Genomic DNA, 23,144 nt, shown 5'->3' with positions numbered 1-23,144 from the left:
CCTCCTGGACCGGCGCATCCCCACCGCAATCACGCACCAGCTCGCTGGAGGGAAGCCCTGGAATCCCAGGGAGTAGCCCCCCAGTTACCCCAGTAGGCATGACGGGGGCGGGGATGGCTATCAGGTCATACCAGCCCTGCCGCGTGTGAGGTGCGTAGGGATGTGCTGGTAGAGCCTGCGGCGCTCTTTATAGTCGTCCAGCTTGTCCTTGTAGAGATGGGCTCTGTCACCGCAACGGCGGGAGAAACGGACTTGGAGTGCGCCCGGCTGCCCGGCGGTGCTACGGGCGTAGAAGCGGCAGCCCCAATAGGACTCAGGCGGCTGGCCGCAGGAGCAGTCCAGATGTACGCCCACGATTGGCAGCCCGCATTCTGGGTCCGTCAGCAGATTCGTGAAGCCCTGGTGGTAGCACGGCGCGTCCGTGAGGGGTTCGTTGATGTACTCGATGATCCATTCAGAGCCACCGTCATCTGGGAGATTCGTCCAGGCCGTAGTGCTCAGGGGAACGCCGATGGTTCGGAACAATGGCGCGCGGCGCAGCAAGCCACTGGCGAGCCAGGAAGAGGGCTTCTTTCGGTAGTGGTGTCGGCTGAGAACGGTTCGGGTGGTCGGTTGCCGGAAGGGCGCTTCGCTGCGGTGCCATCGGTGAGGGTGGCTGTCATGACAGAAGCGTTTGCCGTCACCTTCATTCTCATACCGTTGCAGGATCAAAGCGGTGGCCCAGTCCTCAGCGGGAATCCCCAAAATGGTGAGGGAGCCTGGCAGTCCCATCCGCCGGATGTGAACGCCATCGTTGTCCGTAGTGAAGCGGGCGCCGGGGATGCCCGCGTACCTCGCCATGCTCGTCGAAGCAGGGGACGAGGGCGCGGACCAGTTCCTTGGCCATGGATTCCGAGTCGACGAGCTGGGCGACATCGTTCTCGAACGTCAAGGTGACGCTGTCGGTTCGAGCGTCGACGGACCGGATCCCCCAGGGGTTATGGGTTTCGACCATCGGCCAGGCGAGGCCCGACAGCACGTAGCTTTCAAGGACAGCTTGGCCGGCGTGCGCCTCGGGAATCAGTCGTGACTCCGGGGCCAGGGACTTCACACGCTTGAGCGCTTCGGTCCAGGTCCCACTCCGGTGGCCAGTTGAAGCTTTTCGGCACGTCGTTCCAGACGGGGGCTCTTCACGAAAGAGCCCACGTCGTCACCCGTTCCCACCCCTCCCGTGCTGATTTGGTGCTGACTGCGCTGCGTAGAACTCCGGCATGTGTTGCAGATCGGGCGCTGGGCCGTGTGGGAGGACGTGGATTGGTGGGTCGTTGGGTAGACCACGACCCGCGAAGGGCCCGCTCCGGACGAGGATTCTGGTGCAGCGATGCGCGTCGGAGCGACCGGGCTCAGGGCGCCTTCTTCGTTCGGCGGCTGCGTGCCAGCTGCGGGGACCAGAGTCGTTATCTTTGTCTGCACGCCGACGCGCCGCAGAGACTTGGTCAGCCGTGCTACGCGAATCGCGTTTCGAACGCTGGCCACGAACCTGACCGTGCGAACGATCAGCGAAGTGTGGCAGAGCCAAAACTTCGCCCCCGTCGCCGAGGACGAGCTTCGCTACACGGGCACGAGCGTGCGGCGCACCACGTTCGAGTCCTACGTCGCGACAGTCGACTGGAGCGACCGCGGCCATGTGACCAGAGCTCTGCGCGGTCTTCGAAGACATCATCCGCAGTATGGGGGACCAGCGTTTCCTGGCTCGCCTCTACGACCTCGACGCCATGCCGAGCTACGACTCCCGCTTCGCGACCGCAGGGCAGGACATCAGCCAGCGCCGGTACAACAACCACGACTGGGAGGACGACTGGATCTTCAGCGATGACCGGGTCGGCCTTCAGCGGGGCCCGACGAGACACTGCTTCGATTCCTCGCCGAGACGCTCCACCCCGCAGTCCGCACGGATACGGACGAAGTGGCGCTTACTCACCGCCCTTAATGAAGTCCTGTCCCGTGACGGCTTTGCCCTCGCACCGGCGGGCGTCATCAGCGGTTATCCCGTCTAGCAAGCGCGGCGCCTCGAAGGCACCCCCGCGACGGGCAGACAGAAGGCCGGCGTCGCTCCATCGCCGAAACCAGCTCAAATCCCGGCAGTCGGGACTTCCTCGATACGTCAGTCCCCGGCAAGCTCGCTACCGACGGCAGAGAACGTCCTCCGAGTACGAGACAGCGCACGCGGAGATAGGAAGGATTACGCCTGCGAGCGCCTGCCCTTTGCCGATGGGGGACAGGCAGTTGTGTCGAGCGCAAGACCTACCGGGCCTATCGGCGGCTGCGGAACTTCGCCTGCGTTTGTCCTCCGCAACGGAGCAAGCTCCTGGTCTACCTGAGGGTCGACCCGAAGGGTGTCGACCTTGTTCCGGGCTTTATCCGGGACGTCTCCGGTCTCGGTCACCACGGGTCGGGTGATCTGGAGGTGCAGCTCCGTACGCCGAGGGACGTGGAGCGGGCGCTGGATCTTTTCCGGGCGAGCTACGCGGCGGCATGATCGTCTGCCGGCCTCTTGGCCGTGCGACCTTCGCGGGTGGTCTGTGGTCGTCGGGAGATGCCTTTCGGCGGACGGGCAGGGCGTGGCGGTGGACCATCAATGATCCGTGGGATCGCCGGTTTGGCCAACCGGCGATCCCGCTCTATGTTCCCCTGCGCTGATTTCGGGCGTGGGGGAACTCTGGACGGGCGGCTCGCCGCGGCGGCCTGTGGCGGCCTCCCCCGCCCCATGGGATCATTTTGCCTGGAACTACTCGAAGGGGGCGTCATGGCCCGCATCGAAGAAACCATTGACATCTCCCGTCGCCCCGGCGAAGTCTTCTCGTACCTGACGGATCCGAAGCACATCGCGGAGTGGGAGGAGAGCGCTGTAGCGGTGCGCACCCTGAGTGAAGGGCCGCTCGGCGTCGGCTCTCGCTTCCAGGTGCAGCGGCGGGTCGGGTTTCTGAAGCTCCCCATGACCATGGAGGTCATGGAGATCGACCCGCCGCGCAGCTGGCACTTCCACGGCGTTGATGGCCCGGTCCGCGGTGACCTCCAGGGCAGGATCGAGCCGCTCGACGACGGCGAGCGGACCCGGCTGACGCTGTCCGTCGATCTCGAGCCGCACGGCATCGGCAAGGTTCTCGTCCCGCTGGTGGTCAAGCCCATGGTCCGCAAGGAGATTCCGCGGGACAAGGCGCACGCCAAGGAACTGCTCGAGGCGGGCGTGTCCTAGGAAGGTCGGAGGCTGACGCGCGACGGGGAAGTGCGGCGGACGGCCCACATCTGCGTCTGATCGTGCAAGGCGTTCATCGTCCTGGCTGGCTAGATCCGCGAGGCGATCTGGCACGTCTGCGGGCACGGCCTGTGCGCCCCGGCAGTGCATCCCACATCTCTTCCGCCTACGACTCCTCCGGGAGGTTCGGGTCGCGGTTCTCGCCGTCGTCGCCCGCGCTGTTCTGCGAGCTGGTGATGTCGGACCGCTCGGACTCGCTACGGTCGTGCGCGGTCGCCAGCTCTGTCCGACATGATGCAGGTTTCATGTGGCAGACACGGGCTGGACGGAGGCAGGCACGGCCTTCGGTGATTGCGAGGTGTCGAGTTCCTGATCACCACAGCGGAAGCCCGTGTGTGCCCGCTCATCATCGCCCATCCTCGCCGGCCTCCTGGCAGCGGGGGCGGTCGTTGGCCCAGGTCGCGGGCAGGTGCAGGCGGCGGTTGATGTAGGCGTACCTGCCCGGGACGGTGTACGTCAGCATCACCATGACCTGGCAGTTTCGGATGCTACCGGTCACCCTGGCGTGCTAGTGCTCTGACCGGCAACCTGCGCCGAGTGGAGGTCGAACCGCATCCCGTCGCCGGGGTGCTCTGGCAGGACCCCTTGCCCGGTTTGCGTGAATTGTCATCCCCCGGGACGGGGGCTAGCGTGGCAGGGGTAAGCCTCGTCTGCTCCGCGGAGGCCGTCGTGACCCAGCTCACCGATCATGCCGTCGGCTCGCTCAAGGGGCGGATCAGGGGAGATGTCCTAGGGCCCGAGCATCCTGAGTACGACGCCGCCCGCTCCGTGGCCAACGGAGCCATCGACCACCGCCCCGCCCTGCTGGTCCGCTGCGTCGAACCCGCGGATGTAGCCGCCGCGCTGTCCTTCGCCCGTGACGAGCACCTCGAGGTGTCGGTACGCGGTGGGGGGCACAACCCGGCGGGTGCCGCCGTCTGCCCCGACGGGCTGGTCGTCGACCTGACGGCGATGCACGCCGTCACGGTCGACCCCGAGGCCCGCACCGCCCGCTGCGGCGGTGGAGCCACCCTCGCCCAGCTCGACGCCGCCACCCAGGCGCACGGTCTCGCCGTGCCGGCCGGCACCATCAGCCACACGGGCGTCGGCGGCCTGACCCTCGGCGGTGGCATGGGCTGGCTCACCCGCCACCACGGACTGACCGTCGACAATCTGCTGGGCGCCGAGGTGGTGCTGGCCAACGGCACCCTGGTGCACGCGTCGGCGGAGGAGAACCCGGACCTGTTCTGGGCGCTGCGCGGGGGCGGTGGGAACTTCGGGGTGGTCACGGCCTTCGACTTCGGGCTGCACGCGGTGGGGCCCGAGGTGCACGTAGGTGTCTTCTTCTGGGACATGTCGGTGGGCCGCGAGGCGTTGGAGTTGATCCGCGAGGTGGTTCCGGCGCTGCCGCCGAGGCACAGTGTGCTGGTCGGCATCGGGCTGAACGCCCCGCCGGAGCCCTTCGTGCCGGTCGAGCATCGCGGCAAGCTCGGCCACGCGCTGATCATCGGAGGCTTCGGCAGCGCGGAGGAGCATGCCGCCGCGGCCGCCTTGCTGGACGGTGGGCCGCCGAGGCTCTTCGAGATGCGGACTCCGCTGCCCTACACCCAGCTGCAGAGCATGCTCGACGACTCCTCGCCGTACGGGATCCTCGACTACGAGAAGGGCCTCCCCGTCACGGAGTTGACCGATGACGTGATCGCGCTGCTGAACGAGTATCTGCGGCGCAAGACCTCGCCGCTGACCTTCTGCCCGACCTTCCGGCTGGACGGCGCCTTCACCGAGGTCGACGAGGACGCCACGGCCTACGGAAGCCCGCGGGAACCTGGCTACATGATGGCCCTCACCGCCCTCACCTTCGACCCGGAGGAGCTGGTGGCCGACACCGCCTGGGTCAGGGCGCTGTGGACCGAGCTGCTGCCGCACGCGGTCGGCCCCGGTGGCTACGTCAACTTCATGACAGAGATCGAAGAGGACCGCGTCCGGGCGTCGTACGGGCCGGGGAAGTATCAGCGGCTGGCCCGGATCAAGTCCAAGTACGACCCGGAGAACGTCTTCCACCGGAACGCCAACGTCACCCCCGCCGCAGCCTGACGCACCGTCACGCGCGATCTTCGCTTCGAGGCGCACGGTATGGGCAAGTGTCCGTGTACTCACCTTGTGGGCGGACAGGTTGTCCGTGATTACGTAGATGGGTGCGCCGTCAGGGCCGTGCTCTGACCGCATAGGTTCACCGGGATGCCTGGTTCTGGGAGAAATCCGAGCAGTCCTGGTGGAGATCGGCGCGTCGTTCGTAGCGAGTGCGGAGCCGTTTGAACTGGTGCAGCCAGGCGAAGGCACGCTCGACCACCCAACGGACCTTGCCCAGTCCGGAGCCGTGGGCGACGCCGCATCGCGCGATCACGGGTTTGATGCCGCGCTTCCACAGCAGGCGGCGGTACTTGTCGAAGTCGTAGCCCCGGTCTGCGTACAGACGCCGCGGCTTGCGGCGGGGGCGTCCCCGCAGTCCCCGGATCGATGGGACCGCGTCCAGCAGGGGCAGGAGTTGGGTGACGTCGTCTCGGTTGCCGCCGGTGAGCGTGACGGCGAGCGGGGTTCCGTACTGGTCGACGATCAGGTGGTGCTTGGAGCCGGGGCGGGCGCGGTGAACGGGCGAGGGGCCGACGTGATCCCCCCTTTGAGGGCCCGGATATGCGAGCCGTCCACAGCGCAGTCATCGAGGTCCAACACGTCGGCGCGGCGCAGCTCGCTCAGCAGGGCGGCATGCAGGCGTGGCCAGACGCCGGCCTCGGTCCATTCCCGCAGCCGGCGCCAGGCCGTCACCCCGGAACAACCCACAGTCTCCGCTGGGACGTCCCGCCAGGCGACACCGGTCCGCAGCACAAACAGGACGCCGGCGAGTGCTGTTCGGTCAGGGACACGCAACCGCCCGGGATGGCGACGGCGCCGTTCGGGAGCAGGCGGTAGCAGCGGGGCCACCCGGTCCCACAGGTCGTCAGGAACAAGATCAGCACGCACCCCGGATACCCTGCCGACCAAGATCGTCGAGCACAAGACCCGCAGCTCAACTCATTCTGAAACGATCAGTAAGTTGCACTGTTCGGCATGCTTTGGAGGCCCGGTGCTGACTCCCGTGCTGGTTTGGTGCTGACCTGAAACCGCATGTCAGCACCCCTGATCACCTGTCCCGTGCCGACTTGGTGCTGACTACGCAGCGTAGAAGTCCGGCGTGAGTCGCACATCGGACGTCGTGATGTTGCCGTGGCCGACGGGTGCGGCATGGGATTGCCCGGCCGTGGTCCAGGACGGTGTGGGCGGCAGGTGTACGCCCTCTGGAGCGCGCTTGACGAACTGGAAGCCGAAGGCGTCGAGACGAACGGCATTCGCGGCATCGACGGCGGGCTCAAGAACATCGTCTTCGGCCCGTGGTCCGGTCGTGGACGCCAGGTTCGCGGAGACCCGCGAGATACCGTCGCGGCGCGAGGCCGGAAGGGCGGGCGGTGGACCTGCCGCGAAGCGAGCGCATACGTTCAGGGCCATGGGTGAAATCGCACGCTGGCGCCTGATGATGCTCGACGCGCTCGCCGCACTCGGGTTCGTCATGCTCCCGCAGGTGTCGGTCCTGCGGCCGGCCTTGGGCGGCGAGGTGGACCACACCACGGTGTGGCTTCTGTCGGCGGCCACCGCCCTGCCGCTCGCCGTCCGCCGGCTGAGCCCGGTGCCCGTCTTCGCGTTCGTCGTGACCGCCGCGTGCGTCGCGCTGGCCCTGGGCCTCGGGCCCACCCCGTTCCTCGCGGCCGCCTACGCCCTGTACCTGGTGGCCGTGACCTGGACCCGGCCTACCCGGACGTCCGCGGTCGTCGTGGGCGGGGTGAGCGTGGCGGGCGCGGCCGCGCTGACCATGACGGGCGGCCGGCACTACGAGGGCGGGACCTTGGGCGTGCAGCTCGTGTTCGGCCTGCTGGTGCTCGCCGCCACCTGGGCGGCCGGGGCGGCGGTCCGGGAACGGCGGGAGAGCGTGCGGGGCGTCGTCGAGCAGGCGGCCGAGCGGGCGAAGATCGAGGAACGCCTGCGCATCGCCCGTGAGATCCACGACGTCGTCACGCACAGCGTGGGCCTGATCGCCGTCAAGGCCGGCATCGCCAACCACGTGATCGCCGACCACCCGGAGGAGGCGCGGGAAGCTCTGACCGTGATCGAGGAGGTCAGCAAGCGGGCGCTGCGCGACATGCGGGCCACTCTCAAGGTGCTGCGCCGCGGCTCGGAGGACGCCCAGGACCTTCGGCCGCTCCTCGGGCTGTCGGACCTGCCCGAGCTGGTCCGGACGGCCGAGGCGGCGGGCGTCCGCGTCGACCTCCGGTCCCACTGCCCGGAGGAGCCCCCGGACGGTGTGGCGCTGTCCGCGTTCCGGATCGTCCAGGAAGCGCTGACCAACGTCGTCAAGCACGCCGCCCCCACCCGGTGCCGGGTCCGTCTCGTCGCGCAGGAGGGCGCGTTGACGATCGAGGTCGCGGACGAGGGCCCCGGGCCCGGCCACCGTCCGACCGTCCCCGGCGGCGGGCTCGGCCTCGTCGGGATGCGGGAGCGGGCCACCGCGCACGGCGGCGTCCTGACCGCCGGACCGCGGGACGGCGGCGGATTCAGGGTCTCGGCGACGCTGCCGTACTGAGCCGCGGTGAACTGCCGTACCGATGTGCCGTACTGAGCCGCCGTGTACTGCCGTACTGAGCCTCCGCGGTCGGCGGAACTCATCCTCAGGTATGGGTTCCGCCCGTGCGTGACGTCCGGCAGTCCCGTCCCCGGACCGATGTGACGGGCCCGGCACCCCGGCCAGACTGGTCCGGTGATCAACGTCCTGGAACTGACCAAACGGTACGGCGAGAACACCGTCGTGGACCGCCTCACCTTCACGGTGCGGCCCGGGTCCGTCACCGGCTTCCTGGGTCCCAACGGAGCCGGGAAGTCGACCACGATGCGGATGCTGGTGGGCCTGACCCGGCCGGACGCCGGCTCCGCCCGCATCGATGGGCACGCCTATCACGAACTGCGCTACCCGGCCCGGTACGTCGGCGCCCTGCTGGAGACCTCGGTGCCGCATCGCAGCCTGACCGCCGCCCACTACCTGCAGTGGATCGCCCAGAGCAACCGGATCCCCCGGCGCCGGGTCGGTGAGGTCCTCGAGACGGTCGACCTGGCGGGCGCGGCCCGGCGACGGATCGGCACGTTGTCGCTCGGCATGGGCCAGCGGCTCGGCCTGGCCGCGGCCCTGCTCGGCGATCCGCCCGTCCTGGTGCTCGACGAGCCGGTCAACGGCCTCGACCCGGAGGGGATCCGGTGGCTGCGGGAACTGCTCCGCACGATGGCCGCGCAGGGTCGGACCGTCCTCGTCTCCAGCCACCTCATGACCGAGATGTCCATGGTCGCCGACCAGTTGGTCGTCATCAGCGGCGGACGGCTGCTCGCCGACACCGGCATGTCGGAGTTCATCCAGCGGCACGGGCGTACGTACGTCCGCGTGCGGACACCCGAACCCGGCTCGCTCGGCAGGGAACTGGAACGGAGCGGGGCCAGGCTGACGCTCGCGCCCGACGGCAGTCTGGAGGTCGACGGCATGCCGGCGGCCGAGGTCAGCCGGGTGGCCGCGGCCGGCGGACTCGTCCTGGACGAGCTGAGCACCCACACAGGATCGCTCGAGGACACCTTCCTCGGGCTCGTCGGCAGGGGAGACAGGAGCACCCGTGTCTGAGACCGTCGCGGCCGTTCACGCCGAGATCACCAAGCTGCGCGGCGTACGCGGCACGCTCGTCGCGCTGCTGCTGTTCGTCCCCGTCAGCGTCCTCCTTTCCGCGCTGGGCGGCTGGTCCGCCAGGTCGGCGCTCGACTCCGACAGCCCCTTGATCCGGTCCGACTTCACGCCGCAGCAGGCCGGCCTGGACGGCATCCTCTACGGTCAGTTGGCGCTGATCGTGTTCGGTGTCCTCGTCGTCACCAGCGAGTTCGGGTCCGGCATGATGCGGGTCTCGCTGCTCGCCGTGCCTCGGCGCGGCCGGCTCTACCTCGCGAAGACGGCCGTCGTCGCCGGCGCAGCCGCGGCTGTCGCGATCCCGGTCACCGTCGTCAGCTACCTGGTCACCCAGTCCGCCCTGGGACCCCACGGCGTCTCGATCGGCACCGACGGCGTCCCCCGCGCCCTGGCGGGCGCGGCGGTCTACCTGACGCTCATGTCCCTGTTCGCGGCGGGCATCGCCATGATGGCCCGCAACGCCATCATCCCGCTGGCCGTCCTGCTGCCGATGGTGCTCGCGGGAACCCATATCCTCTCCCTCGTCGGAGCGACGAAGGAACTGGTGCGGTACTTCCCCGACCGGGCCGGTGCCCAGATGCTCACCGTCGACTCGCCCGACGGGTACAGCGGGTTCGTGGTGATGCTCGCCTGGACCGCGGCGGCGCTGGCCGGGGGCTACCTCCGGCACCGCCGTTGGGACGCGTGACGGGACAGGGCTGAGGCGCCTGCCCCATGCCGGTGGGATCTACGGCGACCGGCGCCAACGGCATAGGACGCCAAGGAGGTTGAGGTGGCGAGGCTGCTAGGGTCCTGGAATTCCATGGCCGGATGAGCAGCGTGCGAGGAATGCGGAATGGCCGAGCGGGTCCGGGTGCTGATCGCCGACGATCAGGCGTTGTTGCGCGGGAGTTTCCGCGTCCTCATCGATTCGACCCCCGGAATGGAGGCGGTCGGCGAAGCGGGTGACGGCGCCGCCGCGGTGGAACTCGCCCGCGCACTCAGACCGGACGTCGTCCTGATGGATCTCCGCATGCCTGGTATGGACGGGATCGCGGCCACACGGGCGATCTGCTCCGACGACACCCTGGCGGGCGTGCGGGTCCTGGCCCTCACGATGTTCGACATGGACGAGTTCGTCCATCCGGCCCTCCAGGCGGGCGCGAGCGGATTCATGCTGAAGGACGCCTCGCCGGCCGACCTGGTCGCCGGCATCCGCGTCATCGCCACCGGCGAGGGCGTCCTGGCCCCCACGGTCACCCGTCGCCTGATCGCGAACTTCTCCCGCGAGGCTGAGCCCCCGCGACAGGCCCCGCGGCTGGTCGGCCTCACCAACCGGGAACAGGAGGTGCTCGTGCTGATCGCGAACGGACTGTCGAACGCCGAGATCTCCGAGCGACTGGTGATCAGCCTGCCGACCGCGAAGACCCACGTAAGCAGCCTCCTCGCCAAGCTCCGCGCCCGCGACCGCGCGCAGCTCGTCATCATCGCCTATGAGACCGGCCTCGCCGAGCGGGGAATGCCGGACTGAGGCTCTAGAAGGCCATGCGCGCCACGACGGGCAGGTGGTCGCTACCCGTCCCGGCCAGCGTGCAGATCTGCGTGACTGTGGCGCCGCGGGCCAGGACCTGGTCGATACGGGCCAGCGGCAGCGCCGCCGGCCAGCTGAAGGCGACCCCGGTACGCGGCGCGCTCATCCGGTCGGTCAGCGGGGCCAGGCCGCGGTCGTCCACGGCGCCGTTGAGGTCGCCGGCGAGGAGGACCCGGTGCGTCCGCTCCGCCGCGATCAGCTCGCCGAGCCGGGCGGCGTTCTCGTCCCGCCACGCGGAGCGGAGACCGCTCGGCCCGATCCGTACCGACGGCAGGTGCGCCACGTACACGGCGACGTCACTGCGCGGCGTGGCGGCCGTGGCGCGGAGCGCCCGCTGCCAACCGGGCCCGATCCCGGCGGGCTTGATGTCCAGCGGCCGGACGTCCCGGAGCGGGTGCCGGGACCACAGCCCGACCTTCCCGGACGTGGCGTGATAGGGGTACGCGCCTGCCAGCGCCTCCGCGTAGGCCGGCAGGGCGGACCGGGTCAGCTCCTCGAACGCTCTGGCGCGACGTCGGTCGATGAGCGGACCGCCGCCATCAGTTATGACACCCCGTACGCGCGCAGGCCCATGAGGACACGACCGCTCGGCACGCGCCCGCCAGGCCGCCAAGTTCCTGGAAGCCGTGCTGTCCGAGACTGAGGTTGGCCGGGACTCGGCCAGGAGGCTTCGGCTGCACCAATGGTTCGGGAGACGTCTGGCCAGGGCCGGGTGACCGCAGTTCGACTCGTAACGCCGGGGGTTCATGATGTGTGAACCTTGATGGTGTCGGTGATGAGGTGCCGGGTGCGGTCCGGGCTGAGTGCCTGGGTCTGCAAGTGGGCGTACATCACGCCGTATTGCTGCACGTCGGATGGCTTTTCCAGGTAGAGGTCGCTGGTGAACCTCTCCAGGTACACCACCGCCTGGCTGCTGTCGGGGAACCGCAGGAGGGAGAACTGTCCCGACAGGCCCGGGTGGGCGCCCGCGGTGTGGGGGAGGACCTGGACGGTGATGTGCGGCTCGGTGCTCAGTACGTGCAGGTGCTCCAGTTGCTCGCGCATGATCTCCCGGCTGCCGACGACGCGCCGCAGGGCTGACTCGTCCAGGACGACCCACAGACGCAGGCGGCAGGCGGGGTCGTAGATCCGGTGCTGGCGGCGAAGCCGCACCTTCAGACGCGCGGCGGCCTGCTCGACAGTCACCAGGGGGGTCGCTTCCTCGATGACCGCGGCCGCGTAGGCGGGGGTCTGCAACAGACCGGGAATCACCATGGACTCGTAGGCGTGAATGGAGGCGGCTTCCGTCTCCAGGCCGACATACACGCTGTGGGGGATGTCGCCGTAGGCGTACCACCAGCCCTGCCGGCTCGACTCCCTCGCCAGCTCCATCAGGGAGTCGACGACATGCTGGTCGGTGACCCAATAGAGCTTGCACAGGTCGCGCACGTCGCGAGGGCTGACGGCACGACGGCCGTTCTCCATGTGACTGACCTTGGCCTGGGAAACCAGCAGGTGCTCCGCCACCTGCGTACCGGTCAGGCCGCTGGCCATACGGAGCCGGCGCAGCTCCGCTCCCAGTCGTCGTCCTCTGACGGTGGGGATGTTGTTCGCCGCCACGGGCGGTGGACCTCCGGCTCCAAACCACTGTGTGCGTAAGCAGGTTGGCATGGAGCACCGGCTGTTGATCACCCGCCGCGCCGCCGGATCCGGCGGGCGAAAACGGATCGTGACGCTGTAATTTGCCGCTCGGTGATGCCCCGAACAGAGCAGTGCTCCGCGCCGCAAGGGAGAGGGCGACAACCAGCGGGACAGCGGCAGCCAGTCCCGCCGGGCACAGATGGAACGTGCCCCTCAAGGCTGGATGCGCTGCTGACGCCGTTCCCGTCGCCTTCCCCGAGTGGTCGGGCCAGGGCCGTCCGCCCAGATACGGGCGTGATCGGCCGTCCTCAGGTCACGGCCGAGCGCCACCCTGCACTCCCTGTACGTCCGCGGGGATGCCCATGTGACGACAGAGGTTGGCGGCGACCGGCCACTGCCGCCGCTGCGGGCGACGATCACCTGGCCCCGGCCTCTGGCCGTGCTCCAACAGGTGGACATGGAGCGTCTCCTCGAGATCACCCGTCAGGCAGACACGGTCGTGGTACTCAAGGCGGTCCCCGGTGCCACGCTGCCGTCCGGGACCGTGGTCGCGGACGTGCACGGCGCCGACCTGGACGCCTCGGCAGTGCTGAGCACGCTGGTCACCGGAACCGAACCGGTCCTCCACCAGGACCCCTCCCTCGCCCTCCGGCTCCTGGCCGACATCGTGCTACGGGCCCTGTCCCCGGCGGTCAACGACCCCGCCACCGCCGTCCAGGGCCTGAACTGCCTCGAGGACCTGCTCGCCGAACCGGCCGCGATGCCGGCCGGGCCACTCCGTGTCGCCGACCGCGACGGCGCTGTGCGCGTGGTGGTTCAACTGCCCGGCTGGGAGGACTTCCTGCACATCGGTGTGGACGACGTCATCGCCGCAGCCGTCCACTCGCCCATGACGCTCCTGCGGCTGCGCACCCTGCTGCTGCGCCTGCAGGCAAAGGGGCACGCCGACCGGCATGACCTGCTGGGACGCCGATTGTCGTGGGTGGAGGCCGAGCTGGCTCAACGCTTCCCGGTCCTGTGGGGGGAGCTCGGCGACACCCCCTCGGACCGCTTGTAGGGACGTCGAGGCCGTCACCTACATCGAGGTCACCGCCGTCGACGCCCTCACCCAGCTCCGCATCGACCTCGCCGTCCGCGGCGTCACCCTGGCCTTCGCCCGCCCCATGGCTTCCCTGCGCAAGGTGTTCGCCGACACCGGCCTCACCGACCGGATCGGCCCAGCGTACCTGTCCCCAGCGTCCGGGCTCGCGACCGCAGCCTTCCGCGAGGCCGGCACGGGCGGGTCCCGTTCGTCAGGTCGGCTGAGCCGTCGCACCGACCCGGCACGTCAGCCCGTTCGGGAGACGATGAGCGCGTCCAGGGCGGCGACGGTGGGGTGGTCGAAGAGGTCCCGGACCGCGATCCGGGCCGGGGCCACGCGGTTGATCCGGGCTGCCACCTGGGCTGCCAGCAGAGAGTGGCCACCGACGGCGAAGAAGTTCTCGTCGTCGGTGAAGTTTCCGTGGCCAAGCACGTGTTCCCAGACGCCCCGGATCTGCTCACGCTGCGGGCTCATCAGAACTCTCCCTTGGATCGAAGCCGGGCTCGCTGTGGCCTGCGCCACACTCAACAGCCCCAAGAACATATGACACCTGACGTGTGACATTGTACTCACGGAGGTAGCGCATGCTTGATGCACAACGCGGCGGGATCGCCCTGACTCAACAACAGGAGACCGTGTGGAAGGCCCAGTTGATGGCTCCCGCCAGCGACTCCTACCACATCCCCCTGGCTTTCCATCTGACCGGCCTGATCGATCCAGCCGCCCTCGACCTGGCGCTGCGACGCATTGTCGAGCGCCATCCCGTCCTGTGCGTGACCATCTCCGACGGTATTGACGGCGGGCCTCGCCAGTACCCCGGGCCACCGCCACAGTCCGTGCTCGCCGTACACGACACCCAGCGGAATCAGGCCAGGCGATTACTGGCGGAGGCCGCCCGCCGCCCGTTCGACCAGGCCAAGCCCCTGAGGATGACGGCGGAGCTCTTCCGGTGGGCGGACGAGGAAGCCCTGCTGCTCCTGGTCTTCGACCACATCGCCGTGGACGCGCCCTCTGTGGCCCACGTGCTGCACGAGCTGTCCCAGGACTGCGCACAGCTCGCCGAAGGCCGGCCGTTGGGCGAAGTCGTACCGGAAGAGGGCTACTTCGCGTACGCACGAGAGCAGCAGAATCGTTTCTCCACGCCCGACGCCGAGACAGCGGCGGGGGCGGCGTTCTGGGCGGAGCAGACCGCACGGCTCGACAGCGACCCCAATACGGGCCTTCGCCAATCCGGCGAAGGCGGCATCCCCGCGGCGGAGCTGGCGTTCTCGCTGCCGGACGGGTTGAAGGAGGCCGCCGTGGCGGCCGGCGGCTCGCTCTTCACCGTGCTGATGGCCGCGTACTGCCTGACGCTCAGACACCTCAGCCTGGAACGCGACATCCTGGTGGCGTATCCGGCCATCGATCTGCGGCGCGCCGAATACGAGGGCGCGGTCGGCCTCTTCACCGACGGGGTATTCCTCCGTGCTCCGGACCCGGCCGGACTCTCCCTCGGCGAATACACCGCCAAGGTCCGCGAGGACCTGCTCGCCGGCCTCGAGCACCAGGGAGCGCCGCTGGCAGACATGTACCGCGGCCTGCGTACCGCCGGGTCCTCCGCGCGGGCGATGCTGTCACTGCACGACCAGGGCGCGGAGGAGTTGATACTTCCCGGGGCCACCGTACGGCGGGTGCCCGTCTACCCCCGCGCGGGCAAGACGGATCTTCTGCTGGCCGTGGAGAGCGACAGGGAAACGGCCACGGCTCGGTTGCAGTTCAACACCGACCGCTATGACGAGACCACCGCGAGGGGCTTCGTCGCGGCCTACCAGTCCGTCCTCGGAGCGCTCACCGGCCTCGCCCGTGGTGCCGACCTACCCGCCGTCGAGGTGCCGTTGGTACCGGATGAGCACCGGGCCCGGACGCTCGACCTGGCCCACGGACCCGCGCAGCCGGCCTTCGCACCGGTCACCCGCCTGTTTCTGGAGCAGGTGCGCCGAACACCGGACCAGGTGGCAGTGGTCTCGTCCGGGGAGGAGCTGAGCTACTGCGAACTGGAGCGGGCTTCGGGTGTGCTGGCCACCCGGCTGGGCGAACTGGGCGTTGCGCGGGGCAGCACGGTGGCGCTGCTTCTGCCACGATCGGCCCAGTACGTCGTGGCGGCGCTCGGCGTGCTTCGCGGCGGGCAGGCATTCCTTCCGGTCGACCCCGACCTTCCTCCCGCAAGGCGGGGGTTCGTGCTCTCGGACGCCCAGGTGGCGGCCGTCGTCGTGGCCACGCGGGCCGACGCCGCGGAGCTATCGGTGGGGGTGCCGGTGGTGGCGCTGGACGATCCGGCGCTCTCTGCCCCGGCCGACGCCGTCCAGCAGGAGGACCATAGGCCGTTCGACGGGGACGAGCCCCTCGCGGCGGACCCCGCGTACGTGATCAGCACCTCCGGCAGTACTGGCCTGCCGAAATGCGTCCAGGTTCCGCACGGGGCGCTGGCCAACAATCTCCGCTGGAAGGCAGAGCGGTTCGGGTTCACCGCCCAGGACCGGTTCTACTTCAAGACGCCTCCGGTCTTCGATGCCTCGATCTGGGAGTTCCTCACACCCCTGACGGTGGGCGCCTCCGTCGTCGTGGCACCGGCCTGGGCACACCACGACCCGTCCGCCCTGGCTGCGGAGATCGAAGCGCAGGGCGTGAGTGTCGTCCAGTTCGTCCCGACCCTCCTCAAAGCGCTGCTGGCAGAGCGCCGCCCGTCGTCCCGCTCGGTGCGATGGGTGTTCTGCGGCGGAGAGGCGCTGGACACCGCCGTGGCCGCTCGCACGGTGCGGCACTTCGAAGCGCCGGTGGTCAACCTCTACGGGCCGGCCGAAACCGCCATCGACGTCACCTCGTTCACGTACGAAGAGGACGTCCCCGAGGTCGGCGACGGCCGGTGTGCGGGCCGGGTGCCGATCGGGCGGCCGGCTACCGGTGTGCAGGTCCATGTCCTGGGCCGCGGAGGCCAGTTGGTCCCTTCCGGGTTCCCGGGAGAGCTGTGCGTCGGGGGTGCTTCACTCGCTCTCGGTTACGTGAACCGCCGGGAGCTGACAGAGCAGCGTTTCGTCCGCCACCCCTTCGACGCCGACCCTGGCGCGAGGCTCTACCGCACCGGCGACCTGGCCTTGCGCGCCTCGGACGGGACACTGGTGTTCCTCGGCCGCCAGGACGGGCAGGTCAAGGTCCGTGGTATCCGGGTCGAATTGGACGAGGTCCGATCGGTGGCGCTCGGGCACCCCGAAGTCCGGGACGCGGTCGCGGTGCTCATCCCAGGGCGGGAGGAGGAGCTGCTCGCGCTGTATTTCCTGGGCCGGGAGCCGGACACTTCTGCCCGGCTGCGTGCCCACCTTGCGCAGCACCTGCCCGCCGCTCTGCTGCCCAGTCATCTCATCGCCCTGGACGCGTTCCCGCTGACCGGAAGCGGCAAGGTGGACGTACGGGCACTTCCCGCGCCGCCCCCGCTCACCACCGCCGCCCCCGCCGAGCTGCCGCGGACCGAGTTGGAGCGACGAATTGCGGCCCTGTGGGCGCAGTTGCTCGACTGCCGCCCGGACCTCGTCCCCCGGGACGTCAGCTTCTTCGAGTCTGGCGGCACCTCCCTGACGCTCATCCGCCTGCACCGCATGCTCCGCGCGGAGTTCAGCACCCCGGTGCCGGTCACCGCCCTGTTCGCCTTCCCCACGGTCGCCGCGATGGCGCGCGCGCTGAAGACACCTGACGAGTACGGAGATTCCCCATCATGAGTGAACTGCCGGACGGATCGGCGGTTGCGATCGTCGGCATGGCCTGCCGGTTCCCGGGCGCCAAGGACCTGGAGGAGTACCGACACCTGCTGCTGCGTACGGAGAGCGCCGTGCGGCACTTCGACGACGGGCCGGGCGGGGGCGATCCGCGCCATGTCCCGGTCGGCGCGGAGCTGGACGACGTGGACCGCTTCGACGCAGAGTATTTCGGCATCGCCCCGGCCGAGGCGGCGGCGATGGATCCGCAACAGCGCCTGCTCCTGCAGGAGGTTGTGCACGCACTGGAGCACGCCGGACGTGGCGTCGACGCGCCGCTCGGACGGGTCGGGGTCTTCTGCGGAAGCGGCGACAACCGCTACGGCGCGCTGATCACGGCGTCCGGCGGCGAGCTGCCGATGGGAACGTCCGCGGCCGCGCTGCCGCTGCGTGTCTCCTACCACCTCGGGCTGCGGGGGCCGAGCGTGTTCGTGGCAAGCCTCTGCTCGACCGCGCTCACCGCCGTGCACCTGGCTCGTCGCAGCCTCCTGGCCGGTGACTGCGACATGGCCCTCGCCGGCGCGGTGTCGGTCGGGCTGCCGCACGAGCGCGGCTACCTGGCGGCCGACGGCGGAGTGCTGTCGGCGAGCGGGGTGTGCCGTCCCTTCGACCGGGACGCCGACGGGACGGTACCGGGCAGCGGCGTGGGCGTGGTGGTGCTCAGGCGGCTGGCCGACGCGCTGCGTGACGGGGACACCATCCACGCCGTGGTGCGCGGCTCGGCGCTGAACAACGACGGCGCCGATCGGTTGAGCTTTGCCGCCCCCAGCGTCGCCGGGCAGCGTGACGTCCTGCTGTCGGCCTGGGCCGACGCCGGCGTCCCGCCGGACGGCATCGGCTACATCGAGGCACACGGCACCGGAACGCCGCTCGGTGACCCGGTCGAGCTCGCCGCGGTGATGGCCGCGCGGAAGCAGCTCGGTGTGACCTCGCCCTGTGCGGTCGGCAGCGTCAAATCCGCGCTCGGCCACCTGGACGCGGCCGCGGGCATGGCCGGCCTCATCAAGGCCGTCCTGGCGGTACGCGACGGGGTGATCCCCGGGACGGTGGGCCACCGGGAGCTCAATCCGGAGATCGACCTCGACGGCAGCGGTCTGCACGTGGCGGTGGACACCTCCCCGTGGCCCGCGATCGACGGTCCCCGGCGAGCGGGCGTGTCGGCGCTCGGGGTGGGCGGAACCAACGCGCACGTCGTGCTGGAGCAGCAGACGACCGTTCCGGCGCCTACGGGTGGCGGCGGGCCGCTGGTGTTCCCGGTGTCCGCCCGCTCATCCTGGTCCTTCGACCGCTCGCGCGCCGCGCTCGTCGAGCTGCTGCCGGGTCTGGACGGCGGCCCGACGACGGCGGCCCGGCTGGCGCGCTCACTGCAGGACGGCCGGCCTCCCGGCCGCTGCCGCCGGGCCTGGGTGGCCGCCGACGCCGCCGAACTGGCTACGGCCATCGGCACGGACTCCGGAGAGCCGGCGGCCGGCCCGCTGGTCCTCGGGTTGGAGGCCGGGCCGTGGCCCGGCAGCGGACGGCCCGCGACGGGGCCGGACGAGGTGCTGTCCTACTTCGACGGCCCGCTGGCCCTGCTCGGCTCCCTCGGCGAACTCGGTGTGGAGCCGGACGCGCTCGCGGCCTGCGGGATCGGTGAGTTCGCGGCGTTCGCCTTCGCCGGCGCGATCGACGCGGACCGCGCGCGGCGGTGCGCCGGTTACCACTCCGCCGCCGTGCTCGCCGCCCGGGCCGGCGGCGATCTCAGCGCCTGCGAGCGTGCCCTGGCCGCGCTGGACACGGAGCTGACGTCTGCCGGACTGCGCGCGCTGAATGTGGAGATCCGCTCGGTGACCCTCGGCGTGGTTCTGCGGGCCGGCGACGTGCCCCGGGCGGACCACCTGGTGGAGGTCTCCCGCGCCGCCGTGCTGGGTGGCGAGGCCGCCGTTCTCCCGCCGGAGGCGTGTGCGGTGACTCCGGCGGCGGCCGGCGACCGCGCGCGTTACCTCCGGCTGGTGGCGCGCTGCTGGGAGCACGGTGCGGACGTGCGGTGGGCGGGGCTGCGCGAGGCGGACGGACCCCCGCCGATGGCGATACCGCCGTACCCGTTCCAACCGACACGGCACTGGCACCCGGCGGTCCCCGTCGTCGCGTCGCCTGATGCGGCCAGTGACACCGCGTCCGCCGGTCCGGGCTCGCATCGGGCCCGCGGCGCGACCACGGTCGAGACGATGACGGCGATCTGGTGCGAGGTGCTGGGCCTGCCCGAGGTCGGCCCCGAGGACGACTTCTTCGACCTGGGCGGTCACTCGCTCCTGGGAGCCCAGGTGCTCGCCCGGATCCAGGAGGAGTTCGGCGTCCGGATCCCGCTGGGCGATCTGCTGGACGGCCACTCCCCGGTGGAGGTGGCCGGCCTGGTGGACGCGGAGCTGGAGGCGTCCCGGCTGTACCGGAGGTTGGTCGACGCGCCGGCCGAGCGCATCGCATGGGAAGAGGTGGAGCTGTGAGCGTGGTCGCCGTCCTGGAAGAGCTCTCCCGGCGGGGCGCCCGCCTCGCGCTGGAGGATGACCGGCTCACCCTCACCGCCCCCGAAGGCGTTCTGGACCCCGATCTCACCGCGCTGGTGCGGCGCCACCGTGCCGAGGTGGTCCAGTTCCTGCGGGAACAGGCGGAGGAGGAGGCCCGTCGCACCCTGCGGATCAAGCGAGTGGATCGCGGCGGGCCGCTGCCGGCCTCCTACGCCCAACAGCGTCTGTGGCTGATCGAGCAGCTCGGCACCGATTTCCCGGTCTACAACATGTACTTCACGACCGAGCTGAACGGGCCGCTCGACGAGGAGGCCCTGCGCTGGGCCGCCGGAGAGCTGATGGCGCGGCACGAGGCGCTGCGTACCGCCCTGCGGAATTCCCCCGCCGGGCTGGTCCAGGAGATCTCGGCGCACTGCCCGACCCCGTTCTTCGAGCACGACGCGCCGACCGACGCGCAGGCGGAAGCCCTGATCCGTGAGGTCACCGAGACCAGGTTCGACCTCGCCGTCGCGCCGTTGATCCGCTTCGATCTGATCCGATGCGCACCCGAGCGGTGGATCTTCGTGGTCACCCAGCACCACGTCATCTCCGACGGCTGGTCGACCGGTCTGATCCGCTCGGAGCTGTCTGAGCTGTACGCGGCCAGGGTCGCCGGACGCCCGGCCGACCTGGCCGAAGTGACGGTGCAGTACGCCGACTTCGCGGCCTGGGAACGGGAATGGCTGGGTACCGAGCTGGCGGAGCGACAGCGCACCTTCTGGCGGGGGCAGTTGGCCGAGCTGCCGCCGCTGCTCGACCTGGCGCCGGGCCGTACCAGGGAGGCCGTGCAGGGCTTCCGCGGCGACGCCCTGGACTTCCGCCTGGGTCCTGACGCCGCCGCCGCGCTGGAACGGCTCTGCGCGCTCGCCGCCGGTACCCCGTACAGCGTCTTCATGGGGGTGTTCACGCTGTTGCTGGCCCGGATCTCCCGGACCGACGACATCGCGGTGGGCAGCCCGCTCGCCAACCGTCCCTACACCGCTCTGGAGCACACGCTCGGCCTGTTCTTCAACTCGATCACCGTCCGGACGGTGGTACGGCCGGAGGAGACCGTGCGGGACTACCTGGCCCGGGTGCGGCGAACGGCGTTCGATGCCTTCGCCCACCAGGACCTGCCGTTCGACCAGGTGGTCGAGGCGGTCGCGCCGGATCGCAGCAGTTCGCACTCCCCTATTTTCCAGAGCATCTTCATCTACCAGAACTACCCCGACGGCGACCTCGACCTTCCCGCCATCCGCACCGGGCCGGCGCCCGCGCCGGTGTACGCGGCGCAGTACGACCTGATGCTGAAGCTGCGCCAGGAGTCGGACGGGTTCCTCGGCCAGTTGCTCTTCAGCACCGTTCTCTTCGACCAGACCCAGGCCGGGCTGCTGATCACCTGGTTCGAGCGGCTGCTGACGGCGATGGCCAAGGATCCGGACCGCCCGGTCGCCGAACTTCCGCTGACCAGCCCCGAGGAGGAGGCCCGCCAGGCGCGCTTCGACGCGGAGGCGGAGCTGGAGGTGGAGCGGCGGCCCGTTCACCGCCTCGTCCTCGACCGGCTGGCCGAGGAGGGCGACCGGCCACTGGTGTCGTTCCGTGGGCGGTCTCTCACCGGTGCGCAACTGGCGGAGCGATCCGCCGCCGTTGCAGCAGGTCTGCGGGCGGCGGGTCTGCGCCCGGGTGACCGGGTGGGCCTGCTGGTGCCGCGCTCACCGGACCTCGTCGTGGTCCTGCTCGGGGTGCTGGCAGCCGGGCTGGCGTACGTGCCGCTCGGCGCGACCGAACCGCAGGGCCGGCTGGAGGGGATGCTGGCGGACGCCCGGTGCGCCGCCTTGATCACCGACGACCCGTACCGGCGGCTGTGCCCCGGCTTCGCCGGGCGCCGGTTCGCGCTGACCGATCTGGTCGCCTCGCCGGTCCAGGCCGACGGAACGGCACCGGCCCTCGCGGAGCCCGGGCCCGAGGACAGCGCGTACGTGATCTTCACATCCGGCTCGACCGGACGGCCCAAGGGGGTCGAGGTCACCCATGGCAACCTCGCCAACCTCTTCACCGCCCTCGACCACGCTGTCGAGCTGCCTGCGGAGGCCCGCTGGCTCGCCGTCACCGCCCTCACGTTCGACATCGCCGTGGTGGAGCTGCTGTGGACCCTGTCCCGGGGCGTGCCGGTGGTCATGGCCGAGAGCGGAGAGACACTGGCCCTGACCGACCCGGGCCAGGAGGCCGAGAGCGTTCCCGAATTGATCGTCCGGACCGGGGTCACCGCCTTGCAGGCCACCCCGACCCTGCTGCGCAGTGTGCTGCGTCTGCCGGGCGGGGACCAGGCGCTCTCCCGTCTCCGCTTGGTGCTGTGCGGCGGCGAGCCGCTTGAGGCGGCGCTGGCCGCGCGTCTGAAGGACCTCGGCATATCTCGGGTGCTCAACGTGTACGGTCCCACCGAGACGACGGTCTGGTCGACGGTCTGGGAGGTCCCGGACAAGCCGGCGGCGGTCTTCGTCGGGCGGCCGCTGGCCAACACGCGGGTTCGTATCCTGGACGCCGGGCTGCGCCCGGTGCCGGACGGGATGTTCGGCGAGCTGGCGATCGCCGGGGCGGGGGTGGCCAAGGGCTATCTGACGGACCCGGAGCTCACCGCCGCCCGCTTCGTCAGGGCCGCCGGCGAGGAGCGACTGTACCGCACCGGCGACCTCGCCCGCAGACTGCCGGACGGCACGCTCGAACTGACCGGGCGCCTCGACCACCAGGTAAAGGTCAACGGCTACCGCATCGAACTCCCGGAGGTGGAGCGGGCCCTGGGCTCGCTGCCCGGGATCGCCGCCTGCGCGGTGGTCGTCCAAGCGTCGGGAGACAGCCGGGCCCTGGTCGCTCACTACGTCACCGATGACGGCCGCGACCGGCACCCGCGCGAGCTGCGCTCGGCGCTCGCCGCCGTGCTGCCGGAACCGTATGTGCCGGCCGCCTTCAACCGGTTGCCGGCGCTGCCGGCCACCAGCGGCGGCAAGACCGACCGGCGGGCGCTGCCGACGGTCGCCCTGACGAGTGGCGGGGCAACCGGCCCGGCCGCGCCGCAGCCGGCGGACGAAATGGAGTCGCTGCTGCTGGCCGCATGGCGGCGCGTCCTGGACCGACCGCTGACCTCTTTGGACGACGACTTCTTCCAAGCCGGCGGCAACTCGATCCTGGTGGCCCGGTTGCTCACCGAGATCCGCGCCCACGTCACGGCCGAGGCGAGGATCGTCGACCTGTTCCGGTACCCGACGGTCCGCGCGTACGCCGCCCATCTTCGGGGCGGTACAGCATCCCCGGCGCCGCAGAACGACGTCCCGGCGCCGACCACCGAGCGGGCGGTTGGTGCCCGTCGCCGCGAGCAGGTGCTGCGTAAGCGCCGGCTGCGCGAACGGCTCGGCCCCGCCCCGGCGGACGCCGCCCCTGACACCCCGCCGGGTCCGGCGACCGGTACCGCCTCCGGAGGTCAGCCGTGAGCCG

Annotated in this window: 19 protein-coding genes and 2 pseudogenes; 13 read left to right on the top strand and 8 right to left on the bottom strand. The window is 70.4% G+C overall.

Going from position 1 to position 23,144, the window contains the following annotated elements:
* Positions 1 to 120: 120 nt before the first annotated feature.
* The gene (locus tag ACZ7LT_RS25380) at positions 121 to 840 is read right to left on the bottom strand and encodes a hypothetical protein (protein WP_471238399.1); all 720 of its coding nucleotides are present in this window, start codon (positions 838 to 840) and stop codon (positions 121 to 123) included.
* Between the two features lie 857 nt (positions 841 to 1,697).
* Here ACZ7LT_RS25380 and ACZ7LT_RS25375 point away from each other — a divergent pair.
* From ACZ7LT_RS25375 to ACZ7LT_RS25365, 3 genes and pseudogenes are all read left to right on the top strand, one after another.
* Positions 1,698 to 2,036, top strand: coding sequence for an AbiJ-related protein (locus ACZ7LT_RS25375; protein ID WP_471238642.1), 339 nt, complete (start codon positions 1,698 to 1,700; stop codon positions 2,034 to 2,036).
* Positions 2,037 to 2,269: 233 nt separating this feature from the next.
* Positions 2,270 to 2,518, top strand: a pseudogene (locus ACZ7LT_RS25370) (DUF5655 domain-containing protein); the annotation flags it as partial.
* 267 nt (positions 2,519 to 2,785) lie between these two features.
* Positions 2,786 to 3,235, top strand: a complete 450-nt coding sequence (locus ACZ7LT_RS25365; RefSeq protein WP_471238398.1) for an SRPBCC family protein — start codon at positions 2,786 to 2,788, stop codon at positions 3,233 to 3,235.
* A 166-nt stretch (positions 3,236 to 3,401) separates the two neighbouring features.
* Here the strand turns inward: ACZ7LT_RS25365 and ACZ7LT_RS25360 are convergent, their stop codons facing one another.
* Together ACZ7LT_RS25360 and ACZ7LT_RS25355 are read right to left on the bottom strand one after the other, a co-directional pair.
* Positions 3,402 to 3,542: a hypothetical protein gene (locus tag ACZ7LT_RS25360; protein ID WP_471238397.1), complete on the bottom strand. Its 141-nt coding sequence runs from the start codon at positions 3,540 to 3,542 to the stop codon at positions 3,402 to 3,404.
* 99 nt (positions 3,543 to 3,641) lie between these two features.
* Positions 3,642 to 3,794, bottom strand: coding sequence for a hypothetical protein (locus ACZ7LT_RS25355; RefSeq protein WP_471238396.1), 153 nt, complete (start codon positions 3,792 to 3,794; stop codon positions 3,642 to 3,644).
* A gap of 131 nt (positions 3,795 to 3,925) precedes the next feature.
* On the opposite strand from ACZ7LT_RS25355, the gene ACZ7LT_RS25350 reads away from it, so the two are divergent.
* Complete coding sequence (locus ACZ7LT_RS25350) at positions 3,926 to 5,368, top strand: FAD-binding oxidoreductase (RefSeq protein ID WP_471238395.1); 1,443 nt, start codon at positions 3,926 to 3,928, stop codon at positions 5,366 to 5,368.
* Positions 5,369 to 5,504: 136 nt separating this feature from the next.
* Here the strand turns inward: ACZ7LT_RS25350 and ACZ7LT_RS25345 are convergent.
* Together ACZ7LT_RS25345 and ACZ7LT_RS25340 are read right to left on the bottom strand one after the other, a co-directional pair.
* Positions 5,505 to 6,292 (bottom strand): IS5 family transposase gene (locus tag ACZ7LT_RS25345; RefSeq protein ID WP_471238394.1). Its coding sequence is split into 2 segments (ribosomal slippage): positions 5,505 to 5,944 and positions 5,944 to 6,292, totalling 789 coding nucleotides; the frame shifts between segments, so codons are not numbered across the junction.
* Positions 6,293 to 6,481: 189 nt separating this feature from the next.
* Entirely contained in the window at positions 6,482 to 6,814 is a 333-nt protein-coding gene (locus ACZ7LT_RS25340; protein WP_471238393.1) for a hypothetical protein, read from the bottom strand.
* Here ACZ7LT_RS25340 and ACZ7LT_RS25335 point away from each other — a divergent pair.
* The 4 genes from ACZ7LT_RS25335 to ACZ7LT_RS25320 all read left to right on the top strand — a co-directional run bounded on the left by ACZ7LT_RS25335 (position 6,813) and on the right by ACZ7LT_RS25320 (position 10,587).
* On the top strand, positions 6,813 to 7,943 hold the full coding sequence (locus ACZ7LT_RS25335; RefSeq protein WP_471238392.1) for a sensor histidine kinase: 1,131 nt from the start codon (positions 6,813 to 6,815) through the stop codon (positions 7,941 to 7,943). The genes ACZ7LT_RS25340 and ACZ7LT_RS25335 overlap by 2 nt on opposite strands.
* A 174-nt stretch (positions 7,944 to 8,117) precedes the next feature.
* A complete protein-coding gene (locus ACZ7LT_RS25330; protein ID WP_471238391.1) occupies positions 8,118 to 9,020 on the top strand; it encodes an ABC transporter ATP-binding protein in 903 nt (300 codons plus the stop codon).
* Entirely contained in the window at positions 9,013 to 9,765 is a 753-nt protein-coding gene (locus tag ACZ7LT_RS25325) for an ABC transporter permease (protein ID WP_471238390.1), read from the top strand. Before ACZ7LT_RS25330 ends, ACZ7LT_RS25325 begins: the two co-directional genes overlap by 8 nt.
* Positions 9,766 to 9,912: 147 nt before the next feature.
* Complete coding sequence (locus ACZ7LT_RS25320; protein ID WP_471238389.1) at positions 9,913 to 10,587, top strand: response regulator; 675 nt, start codon at positions 9,913 to 9,915, stop codon at positions 10,585 to 10,587.
* A 4-nt stretch (positions 10,588 to 10,591) separates the two neighbouring features.
* Here the strand turns inward: ACZ7LT_RS25320 and ACZ7LT_RS25315 are convergent, their stop codons facing one another.
* Positions 10,592 to 11,260, bottom strand: coding sequence for an endonuclease/exonuclease/phosphatase family protein (locus ACZ7LT_RS25315; RefSeq protein ID WP_471238388.1), 669 nt, complete (start codon positions 11,258 to 11,260; stop codon positions 10,592 to 10,594).
* Positions 11,261 to 11,391: 131 nt separating this feature from the next.
* The gene (locus ACZ7LT_RS25310) at positions 11,392 to 12,246 is read right to left on the bottom strand and encodes a helix-turn-helix domain-containing protein (RefSeq protein ID WP_471238387.1); all 855 of its coding nucleotides are present in this window, start codon (positions 12,244 to 12,246) and stop codon (positions 11,392 to 11,394) included.
* 385 nt (positions 12,247 to 12,631) lie between these two features.
* Between ACZ7LT_RS25310 and ACZ7LT_RS25305 the strand changes: the two genes are divergently transcribed.
* Positions 12,632 to 13,324: a DUF2254 family protein gene (locus ACZ7LT_RS25305; protein WP_471238386.1), complete on the top strand. Its 693-nt coding sequence runs from the start codon at positions 12,632 to 12,634 to the stop codon at positions 13,322 to 13,324.
* Positions 13,221 to 13,484, top strand: a pseudogene (locus ACZ7LT_RS25300) (sodium-independent anion transporter); the annotation flags it as partial. The gene ACZ7LT_RS25305 and the pseudogene ACZ7LT_RS25300, both read left to right, overlap by 104 nt.
* 110 nt (positions 13,485 to 13,594) lie before the next feature.
* On the opposite strand, the gene ACZ7LT_RS25295 reads toward ACZ7LT_RS25300, so the two are convergent.
* The gene (locus tag ACZ7LT_RS25295) at positions 13,595 to 13,822 is read right to left on the bottom strand and encodes a phosphopantetheine-binding protein (protein WP_471238385.1); all 228 of its coding nucleotides are present in this window, start codon (positions 13,820 to 13,822) and stop codon (positions 13,595 to 13,597) included.
* Positions 13,823 to 13,932: 110 nt separating this feature from the next.
* On the opposite strand from ACZ7LT_RS25295, the gene ACZ7LT_RS25290 reads away from it, so the two are divergent.
* Genes ACZ7LT_RS25290 through ACZ7LT_RS25280 form a run of 3 tightly spaced genes read left to right on the top strand, consistent with a single transcriptional unit; the run spans position 13,933 to position 23,140 of the window.
* A complete protein-coding gene (locus ACZ7LT_RS25290) occupies positions 13,933 to 17,097 on the top strand; it encodes a non-ribosomal peptide synthetase (protein WP_471238384.1) in 3,165 nt (1,054 codons plus the stop codon).
* On the top strand, positions 17,094 to 19,616 hold the full coding sequence (locus tag ACZ7LT_RS25285) for a beta-ketoacyl synthase N-terminal-like domain-containing protein (protein ID WP_471238383.1): 2,523 nt from the start codon (positions 17,094 to 17,096) through the stop codon (positions 19,614 to 19,616). The genes ACZ7LT_RS25290 and ACZ7LT_RS25285 overlap by 4 nt, the downstream gene beginning before the upstream one ends.
* Positions 19,613 to 23,140 (top strand): non-ribosomal peptide synthetase, encoded by a 3,528-nt coding sequence (locus ACZ7LT_RS25280; RefSeq protein ID WP_471238382.1) that lies wholly within the window; start codon positions 19,613 to 19,615, stop codon positions 23,138 to 23,140. The genes ACZ7LT_RS25285 and ACZ7LT_RS25280 overlap by 4 nt, the downstream gene beginning before the upstream one ends.
* The last annotated feature ends 4 nt before the right edge of the window (positions 23,141 to 23,144 follow it).

The sequence above is a fragment of the Streptomyces sp. NPDC039465 genome, from assembly GCF_055639315.1.
The sequence above is the reverse complement of the archived record's forward strand: the minus strand, read 5'-3'. Positions and strand labels throughout refer to the sequence as shown.